Genomic DNA, 17,469 nt, shown 5'->3' with positions numbered 1-17,469 from the left:
GCGTGAATTAACCTTTTATTAACCTTAGCCGCAGTCGTTCGCGGAGCACGGTGGCCAAGAGGTAACCAAACTGTCAATTTCGCGGAATCTGCCCGCTTGACTATTAGTTAACACCGTTTCGGTGCTACGGTCTTTCGAGTGATTACTAGTTGGAAGCTTTTTCTCCAAGACTTCGTCCGCCTGTGGCGGACGCCGCAAGTCTGGGTGATTCTCATCGGTTTGATGATTACCCCTGCCTTATATTCTTGGATCAATGTCTCCGGTTTTTGGGATCCCTATGGCAATACCGAACACCTCAAGGTAGCCGTGGTGAACGAGGACAAGGGTGCCTCATCAGATCTCACCGGCGATATTGACGTCGGCGGGCAAATGATGGAAAAGCTGCACAACAATGACAAGCTCGGTTGGCAGTTTATGGACCGCGGCGAAGCTGAACACGCCGTAAAATCTGGCGACGTTTTTGCCTCCATCATCGTGCCGGAAGATTTTTCTTCTGACTTTGTCAGCCTGTTCCAAGGCACTTATTCTCAGCCCACCTTGGAGTACCAGGTAAATGAGAAAATCAATGCCATTGCGCCAAAGGTCACCGACTCTGGTTCTTCTACCCTCGAAACCACGATTAGCGCGACCTTTAATGAAAACGTCGCGAAATCGGTTTCCACCGAGCTGAGAAACTCTGGCGGCGACCTCAGCGATAGGATCAATAGCACCGCGGGCAATACCGCGAATTCGTTCTCAGAGACCGCCGATACCGTGGCCAATTCGCGCAATTCCCTGGCGGATGTCAACGCCACTATCGACGATGCGCGCCCCACTATCGCACAGGCGCGCACGTCGCTAGGCTCCGTGCAGACCACGATTGATGACGCGCAGCAGGCCTTAAACCAGGTCACCTCCTTGACCGACGAGGTGCAAAAGGAAGTAACTTCCTTCGCCGACGATGCAACAGCTGCTTATATCCAAGGCACGACTGCGGTTGCCGATGGCACCGCGAACGCCAATGCCAATATCGGTTCTGTCACCGGTCGGTTAACCGGCGCTCTCAACCGCGTCGATGCCGCCACCGACGGCGCCCAAGGCATCCTCGGCCAGGCGGATAAAGCCATCGACCAATTAGCCGGTGTCGCTTCCTTGCCAGCACTTCCGCCAGAGGTCTCCCAGCAGATCAACCAGTCGGTCTCTGATCTGCGCGACCGCAACAATCAAAACCGGGCGGTGTTAGGAGAGCTGGATTCCCTTAACAGCGATACCAATGCCACCCTTGATTCGCTGAATAAAACCTCGGAATTGCTCAATTCCATGGCGTCCCAGGCCCGCGATGATTCCCACGGACTGCGCGATGACGTGGCCAACGGCCTGCCTAAGCTCAATTCTGCGCTGTCTGATGTCTCAGCTACCGCCGGACGCCTATCTGCCTCGCTCAACAGCCAAAAGGCTCTGGTTGGGCAAACGGACGGGCTTCTCGGGGGCGTCGACGAGCAGCTAACCCACGCCCAAGAAGTGGTAAAGCGCTTCTCGGTTGATCTGGATCGCGTCGAAGAAGGCCTTCGCTCCGCGCGCACCGATGTTATTGCCTTAAGCAACACGGCCAATAACAACACCGTGCTGAAGTCCGTCAACGGTCTTGATACGGACCACGTGTCTTCCTTCCTCTCCTCGCCTGCAGAGATGGAAAGCCATGCGGTCTTCCCCGTCACGCACTACGGCTCCGGCATGTCCTCGCTGTTTATCAACCTCACGCTGTGGATCGGCGCGTTTATGCTCCTAATCATTTTCCGCGCCGAGGTTGACCCACAGGGCCGCCGGGATCTGACCATCACTAAGGCGTACTTCTCGCGCTTCTTGCTGCTCGGCTTTTTCGCCATTGCCCAGGCGCTGATCGTTTCCATCGGTAACTTGGTCATCGGCGTTGAGCACGTCAGCGCCACCGCTTATGTCCTTACCTCCGTATTCATCAGCCTGTGCTACCTCAGCATTACCTATGGCCTAGTCTCGACATTCGGTCACGTGGGCCGCGGCATAGCGGTGGTCTTTGCCTTCATTCAGATTCCCGGCGCATCGGGCTTGTACCCCATCGAGATGACGCCGGACTTCTTCCGCGCCGTCCACCCCTTCTTGCCCTTTACCTACGGCATCGACGCGATGCGCGAGACGGTGGGCGGGTTCTACGGCACCCATTACATCCGCGATATCGCCGCGCTGACCGGAATGGCGGTTGTTGCCTACCTCATGGGCACACTCTTAAGGCGCAGCCTGTCCAACGTCACCATGCTGGTCAATGACGAGCTGGCCAAGGGCGGGCTCGTTATCAACGAGCAGGTCCACCTGATTGGCAGCCGCTACCGCTTCACCGATCTTCTGTATGCCTCCGCAGACCGCGAGGGATACCAAAAGAGCTTGGATACCAAGTGGATGACCGCGCGGAAGAATTATTCGCAGCTGATGAAGCTGACCATTGCCATCGGGGTGGCCTTGGTGCTCGCGCTCGTGATTTGCTCCCGGTTCATGCCGGACCAGAAAGCGATCCTTTTCGGCATTGCATGCCTCGTGGCGCTGATTGCGGTCGCGGTCATTTGTTCGCTGGAATACGTTAAACAAAGCATCGCGCACGATAACCGCTTGGCGGATCTCAGCGATGAAGAAATTCAGCAGCACCTAGAGCATCAACGCCAAAACCCCAATCAATATCGGCTAGAAGATGTCCAGTCAGATAAACACCCCGAAATATCTTCTGCCCCACAATCGCAGGGCGATACTACAGATAAGCCCGCCGACGACGGCGAAGAATCCGGAAAGGGAGATAAGTCATGAACAATATCCTGACCATTCTCCGCGATGACCTTAAGGCCATCCGTAGCAACGTAATGACCGCCGTCATCATTTTCGGCCTCGCCATTATCCCGCTGCTTTTTACCACTTTTAACGTGCTCGCCAGCTGGGATCCATTTGCCAACACCAAACAGCTCAAAATCGCCGTCGCCAGTGAGGATGAGGGACACCAAAGCGACCTCGCTTCGCTTAAGCTCAACTTAGGCGATGAGGTTTTATCCCAGCTCAGTCGCAACGACGAAATCAACTGGGTCCTCACCAACAGCGATGATGCCGTAGAAGGCACCAAATCCGGTGAGTACTACGCCGGCATCGTCTTGCCCAAGGATTTTAGCTCCAACCTCCTCACCTTCTATGTGGAAGGAACCGAGCCGAGCAAGCTCAACCTCTACACCAACGAGAAGAAGAACGCGCTGTCGACCACGATTACCCAACGCAGTGCTACCGGTGTGATCCAGAAGATCGATGAGTCATTTACCCGCGTCGTATCCAATGTGGGCCTAGGCGTCATTTCCTCGCTGGACCAGTACCTTGATGAGGGCGATACCCAGGCCGCGCTCAACAACGTGCACAACCGAGTCAATACCGTACAGTCGCGCCTCGATGCAGCCTCTGGCACGGTCATGGCGCTGAGTAACCTGGTAGATTCCACCATTCCGCTCACCCAGGCGGCCAATAACATCCTGAATGAAGCGGGAAACCAGGCCTCCAGTACCACCAATGACAACGGCGAATCACCCATCGATATCTTAAAGTCCACGCTGGATGAGTCCACTGGTTCCTTGGATGCGTCCCTTGCCGCGACGACGCAGAGCTACGAGGTCCTATCCTCACAAATCGAGGAATTGCTGAACAATGCCAGCGCCACCTCCGCGCAGACCGCCCAAACCTTCCGCACTGCCGCGGACCGCGTGGGACAGCAGACCGCAGCCTTCCAAGGCGTGAAGGACAGCATCCAGAAAGAAGCCGATAAGGTCGATCTCCCAGGCCCGGTAGCGGCAGGCTATGCGGCCATGATGGGGCAGCTGGATGCCAGCATCGCCCAGAGCAATGCGCTGCACGATTCCTTGACCTCTACGGCCGATAACATCGAAAATGGCGGGAATTCCCAAGAGTCCAAGCAGCAAACGCAAGCTGCGATTGCCAGCGCCAAGCAGGCCGTCGAAAACGCCCGCAACTCCTATAACTCTAATCTGAAGCCACAGCTAGCGGCTCTGGGAGATAGTGTGGGTACGGTTGCCAACGATGTTGATGCGGTCAAACGCGATATCGCAGGCATCCGAAATACCATCTCTAATGACAACGATGCCCTCGTGCGGGTGCGCGATCTAACCGCAAGCCTATCCGGTACATTGCAGCAGCAGGCGGGCCGCTTTGGCGAGCTCAGCCAAAAGATCGATGAGATCCGCGACGGCGGTGACCTCAGCCAGCTCGCCGGTCTCATTGGCGATGATCCCGAGCTACTGGCCTCCCGAATCGCTTCGCCGGTCAACGTGGACCGCCAGCCCATCTACGATGTTGCTGCATTCGGTGTTGGTATGACGCCGTTCTACCTCACGCTTTCACTGTGGGTAGGTGCCCTGCTTGCCTGCGTGCTGGTGCACACCAACGCCGAGCGCAAGTACTTGAAGAAGAACGAAGGCCTCGACAAGAAGGATCACTTCACCAGGAACCAAGTCTTTCTGGGCCGCTTCCTTACCTTTGGGCTCATCGGCATCGCCCAAGCCACCCTCGTCGTCCTCAGCCTGGTTTTCTTCGTGGAGATCGAGCCCGAGCACCCATTCATGATGCTCTTTGCCTCGTGGATAATCTCACTGGTGTTTATGTTGATAATATATTCACTGGTTATCACATTCGATAGCGCGGGCAAGGCCCTCGCGGTTCTGCTTTTGGTCATCCAAGTCTCCGGTTCCGGCGGCGCCTATCCCCTGCCGCTTCTTCCAGAGTGGTTCCAAAATGTCAGCCCGTGGCTGCCGGCCACCTACGGCATCGACGCGTTCCGCAGCGCCATCGCCGGCATTTACGAGGCCGACATCCTCCGTGAGCTCGGCATGCTCCTTCTCTTCGCCATCCCGGCACTCATCCTCGGCCTGTTCTTGCGTCCCGCCATGGATAACTACCACAAGCGCCTCCAGAAGGCGATTAAGAAGACGAAGGTCATGGCATAGCCTTCCACCTACATTCAACGCCCAGTGCAGCCTGAGAGGCTCGCTGGGCGTTCTTTCTTGCAGTGGTCGAGCCACCACCCTCCCTTGGCGCTCACGGAGGCCCACAACCCACCCCAGCTCTCGCATAGCCAGTGAGCGCGAAGGGCGGACTCTGGGGCCATAGCAGGCGCTTTCCGATGCCTCCCTCGCTCACCGCACCCCGACAACGCGATGCTCCATGTGGTGCAGAGAGAGCCGTTTAAACGCCACTTAATCTACTTCTCTAGCCCCCTGGAGACGCGAGAAAAAATGGCAAAAGAAAAGGCTGCGAGCGGTGAACCTCGCAGCCAAAATATGTACCCCGTACGGGATTTGAACCCGTGTTACCGGCGTGAGAGGCCGGCGTCCTAGGCCGCTAGACGAACGGGGCTCGTTCGCACGTAGCATGCAAATCAAAAGCAGTGCTGCTTTCTCACTTGCTTGCTGCGGACTCGTTAAACAGTAAACGATGGGTAAACACAATACAAATCAGCAGATAGTAAGGGACTTCGCGCCGGTAAATCCCCCAGTTCAGACCCACTTTGGTCCCGATTGAGCCGCGGGCGCATATGAAAAATTCCTCCAACCGTGGTGGCTGGAGGAATCATTTTACTTGTACCCCGTACGGGATTCGAACCCGTGTTACCGGCGTGAGAGGCCGGCGTCCTAGGCCTCTAGACGAACGGGGCATAGAACTAGTGAGCCTGCTTTAAAAGCATTTTCACTGCTGGCCTACCAGGACTCGAACCTAGAATGGCGGTACCAGAAACCGCTGTGTTGCCAATTACACCATAGGCCATTTGCTCACTCGCTTGGAATCGCATCCTTATCGGCTACGCTCCCTTGCTCGCTGCAACGTGTTATAACTATAATGATCGTTATCCAATGCGCCAAATCGCCAGCGCAACCGGCATTTTTAGGCGTTTTTCTTGAGCTAAACTAAAGCGGCAGATGACATCTGTGTAGTTCGATGTTCATCCGCCGCTTTAGCGGGCTGCGCCCACCATGCTTCTGGTGGTGCCAGCCTTACTCGGCCGCAGGAACGTACGGAGTTACCTCGCGGGCAGCACGCAGGCGCGCCAAGGTGGACTCCTTGCCCAAAAGCTCCATGGACTCAAACAGCGGTGGCGAAACCTGGGCACCAGAAATGGCTACGCGCAGCGCACCGTAGGCCTTGCGCGGCTTTAGCTCTAGGTCCTCAATGAGCGCCTTGGATAGCGCGGCTTCAATAGCATCGGTCTTCCACTCCTCTACCGCTTCAAGGGTGTCAATGCCCACCTCGAGGGGTTGGACGGCATCTTCCTTCAGGTTCTTCTTGGCCGCCTTTTCGTCCAAGGTGAGCTCTGCATCGGGCGTGATAAGGAAGCTGAGTAGCCCATAGGCATCGGCAAGCGTCTTAATGCGCGTTTGCACCAGGTCCGCAGCGAAGGCGAATTTCTCGCCATCACAATCGGCCGGGAAGTCGGTGTACTCCGTCAGGTAATTGCGCAGGCGGAAGGCAAATTCCTCAGGATCGAGAAGTCGAATGTGGTCGGCGTTGATGGCCTCGAGCTTCTTCTGGTCAAAGCGGGCCGGGTTACCCAGAACGTCGTTTACATCGAAGCTTTCAATCAGCTCATCCATGCTGAAGATGTCCTGATCCGCGGACAGGGACCAACCCAACAGCGACAGGTAGTTGAGCATGCCCTCGGGGATGATGCCGTTATCGCGGTGATTGAAGAGGTTGGACTGCGGGTCGCGCTTGGACAACTTCTTCTTCCCCTCGCCCATCACGAAGGGAAGGTGACCAAACTCCGGAGTAAATTCCGCGATGCCGATTTCCTTCAGCACGTCATACATTGCCAGCTGGCGCGGGGTGGATGAGAGAAGATCCTCGCCGCGCAGTACGTGGGTAATGCGCATCAGCGCGTCATCTACCGGGTTTACCAGGGTGTAGAGCGGAGCTCCGTTGGAGCGCGCCACCACGTAATCAGGCTGAGTTTCAGACTTGAAGGACATCTCGCCGCGCACGAGGTCGGTCCAGGCCCAATCCTTGTCCGGCATGCGCAGGCGCCAGACAGGTTTGCGGCCTTCAGCCTCAAAGGCCTCGATCTGTTCCTGCGTCAGGTCACGGTCGTAGTTGTCATAGCCCAATTTAGGATCGCGCCCGGCTGCCTTGTGCCGCTCTTCTACTTCCTCCGCGGTGGAGTAGGCGGGGTAGACGTGCCCGGCATCGATAAGCTTATTGAGCACGTCTTTATAAATGTCCATGCGCTGGGACTGCCGGTACGGTTCATGCGGGCCGCCCACATTGACGCCCTCATCCCAGCCCAATCCGAGCCAGGTCAAGGAATCAATGATGGCCTGGTAGGACTCTTCCGAGTCGCGGGCAGCATCAGTATCTTCGATTCGGAAAATCAACTTTCCGCCGGTGTGACGGGCGTAGGCCCAGTTAAATAGGGCGGTGCGCACCATGCCAACGTGCGGGGTACCAGTGGGAGAAGGGCAAAATCTAACGCGAACTTCAGTCATGGCCACCATCGTAGTGGAGTCGCGGGACACAGTCCGCACCAGGCCAAACCAGCGCCTCACTCTACTACCCAAAAGTGCGTCTCCATTTACTTTCTTACACACAAAAAGGGGTAGATGATAACGAGTTTCATTATAAACCCACAGGTAAACGGGAACGGTTTTCAATCGATTATTCAGTATTGGGAATCATTTTCTATAGTTTCGAGGTGAACTACTGACAACTGCAGAAAGGTAACGCGCTGGTGGCATCTCCTCGTATCCGCTTCATAGCCACGCTCAGCACGATCGCGCTGATCACCCCGGCTACCGCCTACGCCGGCCCAGACGATGGCAAACACATCGCAACCCAAACCCACGTCGACTCCCCCAAGAGCTTTTGGGAAGAAGACAACTTCCTGCTGAAATCCGAATTTTCCGGCCAAACTCCGCTTATCGATGACACCGTTGCTTGGATAGGCAAAGGCTATACCCGCGAAGACGAGGACGGTAAGCGCCACCAGAACTTTATGTATTCCCTGCCTGAAAACGGCACGCAGGACTACATCGGTGACCCAGGCACCACCTACTACACGGCTCCCTACCAGGCCTCCGCCAACCAAGAACCCATCTGGATCGGTTTCGGCGCAGACACTGGGCTTCCCGTGAAAGATTTCCGCGATAACATCGCCTTCCTCGACCTTTTAAGCGTGGATGGCCCGGGCGACGTGGAGCTTTTTACCAACAAGGACGATGAAGACGGCGCCGAGCTCCATCGCATGCTGGGCTCCTTCCAAGACTCACCGCACTCCACATACCTCAATGCCGGTACCCACACTCATAACGCCACTCTCTTTACCAAGCCCGGCCGTTATCGCTTGACCTATCGCACCACCGCGCGCACGGCGGATGGGCAGCTCGTGGCCAGTAAGCCGCAGACCACCAGCTATCAAGTGGGCGGGCAAAAGCCAAAGGATGAAAAGACCCCCAGTCTCAAGGAACGTTTCGAGAACTCCTCCTCCGGTGATGTGGCCGCTGCTGGCTACAGCCTGAGCATGGATAAGAAGCAGAATCCGGAAAAGGACGGTGACGATAAGCTCACCACCATTTCCTTCGATGCAAAGAACAAGGCATCTGGCACGCTTACGCTGCTTATCGATGGCTACTTCCTCACCGATCTGCCTGTCACCGACGGCCACGCCGAGTGGGATGAGTACATGGGTCCAGAATCGTCCAATATCCAGGCCGTCTTTACCCCAGAAGGCGATGCGCCGCGCTGGATTTCGCAACAGGTGAAATTTACCCCCGGCTCTTCCGCCCACACCGACTCCTCCTCTTCCGAAGAGAAGTGGGAAGAAGCCGAGAATCCGCGCCAGCTGGCCCCTACCGAAGAGGTAACGCTGCAAGAAACCGGCTATAAGGTGCGGATACGCCAGCAGGGCAAAGGCGGAACCAAAATTATCATCGATATGGATGATAAAAACTTCAGCGGCGTGATGACTGGTGGTCTCTATGCCGACAAAAACGACGCGGACCCCACGGCACCAGTGGAAGCCCCAATTACCAACGGGCACGGAGAGGCTACTTTTACCAATGGCGAGCTCTTTAAGGACACGATTGCCAAAGTAAACGTCTTCCCGCATTCCACTGTCAAGGCCGGCCACGGCAGCACGGTGCTTGCCGAGCCCTTCGAATTCGGTGAAAACTACGAAGCGAAAGACGAGCTTTCTACCAGCACCGATGGCAATGCCGCTACCCCAGGTGAAAAGCCTGGGTCCGGCGATTCACCCGCGCCCAGCGATACGCCGGCACCATCTCAACCACCAAAGGACGAGGAAGCTCAGCGCTGCAGCGAAAAGCAGGTACTTGACCGCGGGCACGTCGATATCAAGGCGCTGCCTACTGACGACGGTTTCCGCACTGTCCTGCGCGATGACACAGGCCAAGTAGATAAGGAGTCGGTAGACCGCTCGCTGGATGACGTGGTGCTCGGCGTGCACAAAAACGCGCTTACTCCCCGCGGCCAGCAGCTGGGTGATAAAAAGTTCGATTTCCTTGGCAATATCGGAGACCGCTTCTACCACCTGCCGCAGACGCAGAACCAAGCCATCATCTGGCCGGGGTATAACACCGAAAAATTGGATTATTCCAAGATGAAAGATGGCACGGTCAATTTGAACCTCAAGCCCACGCACACGCCAGAGGGCGCTGAGTGGGGCGCATACATCGATAAGGCCAGGGGTGTCGGCTATGACGTCCTTGCCAATTCCGCCGAAAACGATCACACGATCGAGACCACTTTCGCATCGCACAAGCATACCCATTGGGCTTTTACCAAGCCGGGCATCTACACGTTTGAGGCAACCTATACGGCAACTACCACCGATGGCAAAGAACTTGCATCCAAACCACAGACGTTGACCTTTGCCATTGGTGATGAGGCGGTGAAGTCCTGTTCTACGCCAGCGCCATCCGATGCCCCATCGGAAAAGCCTTCCGAGAAGCCATCCGAGAAACCTTCGGACTCGGCAAAGCCGTCCAAGCCATCGAAACCGTCTAAGCCTTCCAAGCCATCCGAGCCATCTAAGCCGTCGGCTCCAGCAGGGTCCTCGTTTAATCCTTGGGCCCTGGTCTTGCCCGCGGTCCTTGGCATCACTTTCAAGGCCTTCTACAACTTCTTCCGCGACAACCAAGACCTCATTCGTGAGCGCTTTGGCTGGCGCATCTAACTACTAATCCGCAGCAAATGGGAACCCACCCCAGGCGCTTTAAAGGAGCCTCAACCATGGATACCAACACCATTTCGCGCACCAGAGCCCACCGGCCTGGCAGCCGCATCATCGCGGCGGTGATTACCGCCCTTATCGCGTTTTTCGTTCCGGCCTCACCGGCCTTTGCCTTCGAGGATGTCTTTGATTCCGGCCATATCGATGCGTTCTACGTCACTGCGCCGGACGGCCAGCTGCACCTATCCATGCAGGAAGATGTCACAGGTTCACACGTCGAGCGCCCTGGCGATGACGTACTGCTCCAAGTCGTGGAATCGGCATGGTCCGATGCCACCGAGGGCGTTCCCGAGATTGGCGAATCGACCTACTTCCTGCCCCAAACCCAGGACCCGAATATCATCTGGCCAGGCTGGGATACTCAGCCGGCGCGCGATGGTGGCTTTACCAACGTTGACTTCGAATTCACCAATATTTCTGGGCCGGGCTCGGTCTATGTCTTTGAAACCTCTGGTTTCGGCAACGTCGGCGCCGTGACCAATTCCGGTTCGATGGAGCTCACCAGCGGCGAGGTGATTAACCAGCCACAGCCTGCACACCGCCACGTCAACTGGGCTTTCAGCGAGGCCGGTACGTATGAGATGACCGTCCAAGCCTCCTCCAACGGCCAAACCAGTAACGCGGTGACCTATACCTGGCAGGTGGGCGAAGGCGGCGATGCCACCTCCACTCACCGCTCCGCGGGCGGCAACGGCGCTGCAGACAACTCCGGTAATGAAGCCGGACATGGCAATTCCGAGAGTGGACAGGGCGGCAGCGCCGCAAGCGATGGTCAGTCCTCGGATCCAGAGTGCCGGCCGGGTATTATCCCGCAGATTAAAGACGATACGGTTTCGCCGCCGCAGTGGCGCGATGCCGATGGCGCGACTTTTTACCTCTCCGATAATTCCAGCGTCGAACTGCCAGAAGATGTTGGTCCCGTATCGGCCGGCCAAGCGTGGATGATCGGTTCTACGCAGGTCGATGGCGTGCCATGGCTCGGTGCAAATACCCAGAGCCCTTCCATGCGCGAGCACATTCCGGGTGATGTTACTTGGGAGCTCGTCGATATGAAGGGCCCTGGTGCCATGATGGTCTACAGCCAGGGTGGCCTGGGCAAGATCGTCGGCGATGAATGGTTCCGCGGCGCGAACGGCGCTGTGGAAGGCAGCTACAATATCGCCCCCAATACCCACGTGCACCCTAACTGGGTCTTCGAAAAGCAGGGCACCTATGACGTGACGATCCGCAAGGTGGCCCAGACCTCTGCCGGCAAGCAAGTAGCAGGCCAAGCAACGCTGCACTTTGTCGTCGGCGGTGGCAGGCCAGATGGCTCCTTCGATAATGGCCACTTCGACCTGGGCGCGGAAGTGAACCCGGATGGCGGCGACTGTGGTGTTGGCGCCGCAGCCGGCGCGGGCTCTAATGGCTCCGGTGCTGGCCAGGATGCCGCTGGCGGTTCCGGTGCGAACGCATCCGGTAAGGGCGGTAACGCGGCTCTTGCCAATACTGGGACCCCCACCATGCCACTCGGAATCGGTGTGCTCGGCTTGGGCATGCTGTTCCTTGGCCTGGGCATTGCACGACTCGCTGTCGCGAGGGCAAAGAATTAATGCCAGTGTCCCACTACCGTTTCGTACCGCGCGGGCTGCAGGCCGTAGGGGCGCTCTGTAGCGTCTCCCTCCTCGCGGCAGGCTGCACGACCTCGGCAGCGGTGGATACCTCTGATCGCTTCAGCGTGGTCGCCACGACGCCCATTCTGGCGGATATGGCCCGCCACGTCGCAGGCGAGGATGCTTCGGTCACCGGGCTTATCCCGAGTGGAAAGGACCCGCACACCTTTGAGCCCACGCTGCGCACGGTGCGCAACGTGGCCAATGCAGACCTCGCCTTGAGCAATGGATACCTCTTGGAACCGCAATCGCTGATAGATACGCTGCACGAATCCACGGACGCACCCGTGGTGGAAGTCGCTGACTCCGCCTCCACCCGCGGCGCTACCCTCGTGCCGCTAGTAGAAGATGTCTCCCTGGATGCCATCTGGTTGGGCCTGCGCATTAGTGGTGCCGAGCAGCGCAACTCCGGCGTGGATTTCCGCATGGTCTCTGCCGAGGGGCCAGGCGATGTCGCAGCCTACGTGGTCTCCACCTTCGGTACGCCGGAAGTGCTGTTTAATAGCGCCGATGGCATCGACGCCAGCGATGATGCGGTCACCCTCCCAGCCAATGCGCACACGCACGTCTCATGGGGCTTTTCGGAACCGGGCATCTATAAGCTGGGCTTTCAGGCAGATGGCACTGAGGTAGAGCATCTCACCGTCGCGGTAGGCGTGAACCCGCCGGAGGATATGGATGTCATTGATTCCGGCCACGTGGATATTGCCGCTGACGTGGCAGAGGGATCTATTGATCTGCGCGATCAAGACCAGCATTTTGATCCCGCTGATGCCGCGGTGGCGGTCCCCTCCTCGGTTTTGCAGCCCATTCCGCCGGATCCCGCCTACCGCTTCTTGGGAACGCCCGGTGCGGATACGTACCTGCTCCCCCAGGCGGTCTTGGGTAAACACATCCACGGCGAGGTGGACCCGCACCTATGGCACAACGTGGACAATGCCATTGCCTATGTTGATGTGATCGCTGAAGAAATGGCGAATGCGGATCCGTCCCACGGCGCCGATTACCGCGCTCGTGCCGAGTCCTATATCGCAGAACTGCGCGAGCTTGACGGGTACGTAGACCGCGCGATCTCTTCCATCCCGCAGAGCAACCGGCACTTGGTCACCACCCACCACGGCTATGCCTACTTAGAGCAGGGCTATGGCCTGTCGGTGGCCGGGTTCGTGACGCCCAACCCCGCCATTGAACCTTCGCCACGGGAAGTCATTGCCCTGCGCCGGACGCTGGAGAACCTGCACCTTCCCGCGGTCTTTGTGGAGCCAGTGGAACAGGCCAGCGCCAGCACGCTGAAGGAGGCTGCCGCGCAGCAAAACGTGGAGCTGTGCCCCATTTACGGCGACACGCTTGATGATGCCGTGCCTACTTATATCGATCTCATGAAATTTAATGCTGACTCGCTGCAGCGTTGCCTACATCCTTCGAATGGAGATAACCATGCTTAACCTTGCTTCTCGAACCGTTACCCGCGCGGCCACTCGCACGGCGGCCTGCATCGTCACCGCCGGCTTAGCCGTATCCGCAACGCCGGCTTGGGCCGGCGACCTCGCACAGGTGGTCGGCGCGGATGAAACCGTGGCGCCCGAGGGCGAAGAAAAGGTCATCGATGCGGGCCACGTTGATATCGGCACGCTGCTAGACGGCTCCGATGCCGAGCTATTGGCCCGCGATGATGCAGGCGATTCCCCGGTGTGGCGCCACCTTGATGACCTGGTGTTCTCAGTAGGCGATGCGGCCCAGCAAACGCTGCCGGATACCGATGAGTTCAGCTTCGTCGGTGCACAATCTGGCGAGGATGTCTGGGTTGTCCCGCAGACTGAGCAGGCCGGCGTCCCGTGGCTGGGATGGAATACCCAGGCGCCTTCGCTTGTCGATAACGCCGATCGCGGCGTCACCATGGAATTCCTCGGCCACTCCGGCCCAGGGGACTTTTCCCTCTTTTTGCAAAACGGTGGCTTTGAGGCACCCCAGCTGCTGTGGTCTACGGCAGAAAAAAGCGAGTCTGAGTTCTGGGTAGATCTCAATACGCACACCCACGCCAACTGGACTTTTACTGAGCCGGGCACCCACCAGGTGGGCATCCGGATTAAGGGTGAAACCACAAACGGCGAGGAGTTTAGTACCGACGGCGTGCTGACCTTCGCTGTGGGCGACGGCGCAGATACCCAGGCCGCCCAGGATGCGGAGTGGAACCCAGCAGAGGCCACGACCGAGGATTCTTCCCTTCCGGTCTGGGTTTATGTTTTGGTCGGCGGCGGAATCATCGTGCTGATCGCCGGTGTTGCCGTGCTCGTGAAATCCCGCAAGCGGGGCGATGGCCATGCCTAAGCCGTGCATTCAGGTGCGCGGACTGCAGGTAGCACTATCTGGCCGCACCGTTATTGAGGACGCCAACCTCGAGGTAGGCACCGGTGAATTCATAGGGCTCTTAGGCCCCAATGGTGCCGGCAAAACCACGCTGATGCGCGCCATTTTGGGTCTTATACCCTCCTCTGGCACGTGTACCGTCACCGGATCTGTGGGCTATGTTCCGCAACGCCACGAGGTGGAATGGGGCTTTCCCATCAACGTGTACCGCACCGTACTCAGCGGGCGCACCGGGCTCATCGGATGGTTTAAGCGCCCTGGGAAAAAGGATCACGCAGCCGCCGCGGAGGCGCTGCGCTTGGTACATATGGAGGAATTTGCCTCCCGTCCCATCGAGGAGCTTTCCGGCGGCCAGCGCCAGCGCGTATTGATTGCACGCGCCCTGGCCATTCAGCCAGAGGTCTTGTTACTCGATGAACCTTTTACCGGCCTCGACGCCCCAAATACCGAGGCCTTATTAGAGCTTTTCGCCGAGCTTGCGGCGCAAGGAAAATCCATCGTGATGTCTACCCATAACCTGTCGGAGGCGGCGCACACGTGCAAGCGCCTGGTGCTTTTTAATCGGACGGTTATTGCAGATGGTCCCGCCGATGAGCTTTTGGCCAAGAAGGATCCGTGGACCCGCGCGTTTGGCGTCAGTGCCTCTTCCCCGTTGCTCGCTGCGATTGGAGTAGCTGCATGATTGATATCTCATTTATCGATTTCTTGCGGGATTTGACCAATCCCCACCTCGATTTCCTCGCTCGGGCGGTGGGCATTTCGCTCATCGCCGCCATCGTGTGCGGGGTCATCGGCTGTTATGTGGTGCTGCGTGGCATGGCCTTTATTGGCGATGCCGTCTCGCACGCCGTGTTCCCTGGCCTGGCCATCGCCTTTGCGCTGCAGACTTCGGTGTTGCTGGGCGGGGCGGTTGCCGGCGCGGTCGTCGCGGTGCTCATCGCTGCGTTTTCGCAACGCAACCACGTGCGCGCGGATTCCATCATCGGCATATTTTTTGCCGCCGCCTTTGCTTTGGGCATGGTGATTATTTCGCGCACGGATGGCTATAGCGCATCGCTGACCAGCTTCCTCTTCGGATCGCTCACCGGCGTTTCGCGTTCAGATATCACCGTCGCCGCAAGCGTCTGCCTGGTGGTCCTGGCAGTGGTCGTGGCCTTTGGTCCGCAGCTGAACGCCACCTGCTTGGACCGGGAGACCGCCCGGGCCATGGGCCTGCCGGTCTTCGCCCTGGATATCATCCTCTACCTGTGCGTGACCGCCGCGGTGGTCATTTCCGTAAGCACCATCGGCAATATTTTGGTCCTCGCCCTGCTGATTACCCCGGCTGCTACGGCGCGCCTGCTCACGGCCAACCTGACCACGATGATGTTCCTCTCCGCCATCATCGGCGCAGTGTGCAGCTTCTTCGGCATCTATTTGGCATGGGCCATAGATCTCCCCGCGGGCGCGACCATCGTGCTCACCCTCACGGTCCTCTTCCTCATTGTCTGGGCCCTGCATCCCTTCTTGCGCTCCCGCCGCAAACCTGGCCACTCTTCTCCTCGCGTGCCAGCCAACGCTTCCGAGAACTCCCCACGAAAGGAAACCATCGAATCATGAAACCCTTGTGCCGTACCGCTCTTGCCCTAGGCACCGCCGGATTCCTCAGCGTGGGAACCCTCACCGGTGTGGGCCTGCCCTCTTCCGTTTTAACCACCGCGCATGCCGCAGAGACCTGCAGCGCTGAGGACTTTATCCGTATTACCGAAGGCCACCAAGACATGGCGTTGAAAGATGATGGTGGGGATATCAACTTTGTGGTCAAAGATGACCACGCACGCAAGGAATACCAGTCGGAAGAATTCGCGGTCGAGGTAGCGGATAAGAACAAGCAGCGTATTTCCGATCTCAAGATCCCTTCCCTGCCTGATGAGGGGTGGGTGCTGCCGCAAACCCAGATTGAGGATGTTCCGTGGCTCGGTTTTAATACCCAGGAACTCTCCGAGGACTACCTCGGATCCAAGCAGACCGCGACGCTCAGCATGGCCATCGCGTCCGGGCCCGAAGATGGGCGCATTGTGGCCTTCCAAAATGAGGGCATCGGCGAGCTTAAGGTGCGGATGGATACCGAGGACGGCACCGCCTGGGATTATCCCGGCAGATCCCACGCTCACCCTGCCTTCGCTTTTACCAAGCCGGGCACCTACGCCGTCAGCTTTACCTTTGAGCTTCCCGATGGCTCCCGCCACCACCTGCACGCGGGATTCCTCGTCGGCGATGACGCGGATGCAGCAGAGCTGTGCGGTGTCGACTACGAAGAATCCGACGATCCCGAGGCCAGTGCCCCTTCAGGCGGGACCTCCCGCCCAGAACAGCTGGCCAAGGATATTAAAGGCGTAGATAAGGCCATCGCGGGATTGGACAAGGAGCTGGAAAATACCCTGAAGGAAGGCCAAAAATTCCTCGAAGGCGATAAAAAGAAAGACAAAGACGCCAAGGATCAATCCGGCAATAAACCAGCGAAGCAGGGCCAATCCGGAGGCTCGAAAGAAGCCAAGAAATCTGGTTCGAAGCAGGGATCTAACCAAGGCTCCAAGTCTGGGTCGAAGTCCGGATCCACCAAGGGCTCTGCTCGCGGTTCTGGCCAGAGCAAGACTAACCAAGCCCACGGTTCTGGGGCAGGCTCTGGTGCTGCGTCGCGCAATTCGGGCGGCGGCTCATCGAAGGGATCATCGGCAAGCAGCGGCTCTCGCTCCGGTTCTAAGGCTGCGCACTCCAAGTCCGGCGGAAGTTCTGGCCAGAAGTCCGCGGGCAAGTCCTCCCCGCAGTCCAAGAGCAGCAAGTCTAAGGACAGCAAATCAAAAGGAACAAAGTCTGGAAAGCACAGTTCAGCTCCTGCGCCCAACGCGTCTGCAGGTGGCAAGAACCAGAACAATGAAGCGCTTGCCGGTGCCGCCTACACCGCCTCGCTGACCAAGAGCAGCTTTTGGGCGGGCATCTTGGCGGGGCTCGGCGCATTCGCCCTCGTGCTAGGAATTGGCCTGTTGGTATATGTGCAGTTTTTCCGCAAGAAAAAGCTCGCTGGAGAACAGCCTGAGCAGCCAGAACAGCCTAGGGCGCCGCAAGCAGATGATGCCACGACGCAGATCCCACGCGTCGACTAAAAGCTCTAAAAGTAATGAC

Annotated in this window: 10 protein-coding genes and 3 tRNA genes; 9 read left to right on the top strand and 4 right to left on the bottom strand. The window is 58.0% G+C overall.

Going from position 1 to position 17,469, the window contains the following annotated elements; translation table 11 throughout:
- Nucleotides 1-138 precede the first annotated feature (138 nt).
- Together ACLI1T_RS05275 and ACLI1T_RS05270 are read left to right on the top strand one after the other, a co-directional pair.
- Nucleotides 139-2,811: a YhgE/Pip family protein gene (locus ACLI1T_RS05275; RefSeq protein ID WP_411703239.1), complete on the top strand. Its 2,673-nt coding sequence runs from the start codon at nt 139-141 to the stop codon at nt 2,809-2,811.
- Complete coding sequence (locus ACLI1T_RS05270; RefSeq protein ID WP_411703238.1) at nt 2,808-4,997, top strand: YhgE/Pip family protein; 2,190 nt, start codon at nt 2,808-2,810, stop codon at nt 4,995-4,997. The genes ACLI1T_RS05275 and ACLI1T_RS05270 overlap by 4 nt, the downstream gene beginning before the upstream one ends.
- A 336-nt stretch (nt 4,998-5,333) precedes the next feature.
- Here the strand turns inward: ACLI1T_RS05270 and ACLI1T_RS05265 are convergent.
- The 4 genes from ACLI1T_RS05265 to gltX all read right to left on the bottom strand — a co-directional run bounded on the left by ACLI1T_RS05265 (nt 5,334) and on the right by gltX (nt 7,535).
- Nucleotides 5,334-5,406, bottom strand: a tRNA-Glu gene (locus tag ACLI1T_RS05265).
- Between the two features lie 225 nt (nt 5,407-5,631).
- Nucleotides 5,632-5,704: transfer RNA gene (locus ACLI1T_RS05260), tRNA-Glu, on the bottom strand.
- 38 nt (nt 5,705-5,742) lie between these two features.
- Nucleotides 5,743-5,814 (bottom strand) — tRNA-Gln (locus tag ACLI1T_RS05255).
- A 227-nt stretch (nt 5,815-6,041) separates the two neighbouring features.
- Complete coding sequence (gene gltX, locus ACLI1T_RS05250; protein WP_411703293.1) at nt 6,042-7,535, bottom strand: glutamate--tRNA ligase; 1,494 nt, start codon at nt 7,533-7,535, stop codon at nt 6,042-6,044.
- Between the two features lie 233 nt (nt 7,536-7,768).
- Here gltX and ACLI1T_RS05245 point away from each other — a divergent pair, with 233 nt between their 5' ends.
- From ACLI1T_RS05245 to ACLI1T_RS05215, 7 genes are read left to right on the top strand one after another with little or no spacing between them, the layout of a single operon-like run.
- Complete coding sequence (locus ACLI1T_RS05245; RefSeq protein ID WP_411703237.1) at nt 7,769-10,231, top strand: choice-of-anchor M domain-containing protein; 2,463 nt, start codon at nt 7,769-7,771, stop codon at nt 10,229-10,231.
- A gap of 56 nt (nt 10,232-10,287) precedes the next feature.
- On the top strand, nt 10,288-11,880 hold the full coding sequence (locus tag ACLI1T_RS05240) for a choice-of-anchor M domain-containing protein (RefSeq protein WP_411703236.1): 1,593 nt from the start codon (nt 10,288-10,290) through the stop codon (nt 11,878-11,880).
- Nucleotides 11,880-13,385, top strand: a complete 1,506-nt coding sequence (locus ACLI1T_RS05235; RefSeq protein ID WP_411703235.1) for an anchored repeat ABC transporter, substrate-binding protein — start codon at nt 11,880-11,882, stop codon at nt 13,383-13,385. Before ACLI1T_RS05240 ends, ACLI1T_RS05235 begins: the two co-directional genes overlap by 1 nt.
- A complete protein-coding gene (locus tag ACLI1T_RS05230) occupies nt 13,378-14,268 on the top strand; it encodes a choice-of-anchor M domain-containing protein (protein WP_411703234.1) in 891 nt (296 codons plus the stop codon). Before ACLI1T_RS05235 ends, ACLI1T_RS05230 begins: the two co-directional genes overlap by 8 nt.
- Nucleotides 14,255-14,989 (top strand): anchored repeat-type ABC transporter ATP-binding subunit, encoded by a 735-nt coding sequence (locus tag ACLI1T_RS05225; RefSeq protein ID WP_349863110.1) that lies wholly within the window; start codon nt 14,255-14,257, stop codon nt 14,987-14,989. The genes ACLI1T_RS05230 and ACLI1T_RS05225 overlap by 14 nt, the downstream gene beginning before the upstream one ends.
- Nucleotides 14,986-15,906 (top strand): anchored repeat-type ABC transporter permease subunit, encoded by a 921-nt coding sequence (locus ACLI1T_RS05220; protein WP_411703233.1) that lies wholly within the window; start codon nt 14,986-14,988, stop codon nt 15,904-15,906. Before ACLI1T_RS05225 ends, ACLI1T_RS05220 begins: the two co-directional genes overlap by 4 nt.
- Nucleotides 15,903-17,450 (top strand): choice-of-anchor M domain-containing protein, encoded by a 1,548-nt coding sequence (locus ACLI1T_RS05215; protein ID WP_411703232.1) that lies wholly within the window; start codon nt 15,903-15,905, stop codon nt 17,448-17,450. Before ACLI1T_RS05220 ends, ACLI1T_RS05215 begins: the two co-directional genes overlap by 4 nt.
- Nucleotides 17,451-17,469 lie beyond the last annotated feature (19 nt).

Source organism: Corynebacterium tuingiense (assembly GCF_046718165.1).
Taxonomy (GTDB): Bacteria; Actinomycetota; Actinomycetes; order Mycobacteriales; family Mycobacteriaceae; genus Corynebacterium.
This window is presented reverse-complemented; position numbering and strand designations above follow the sequence as displayed.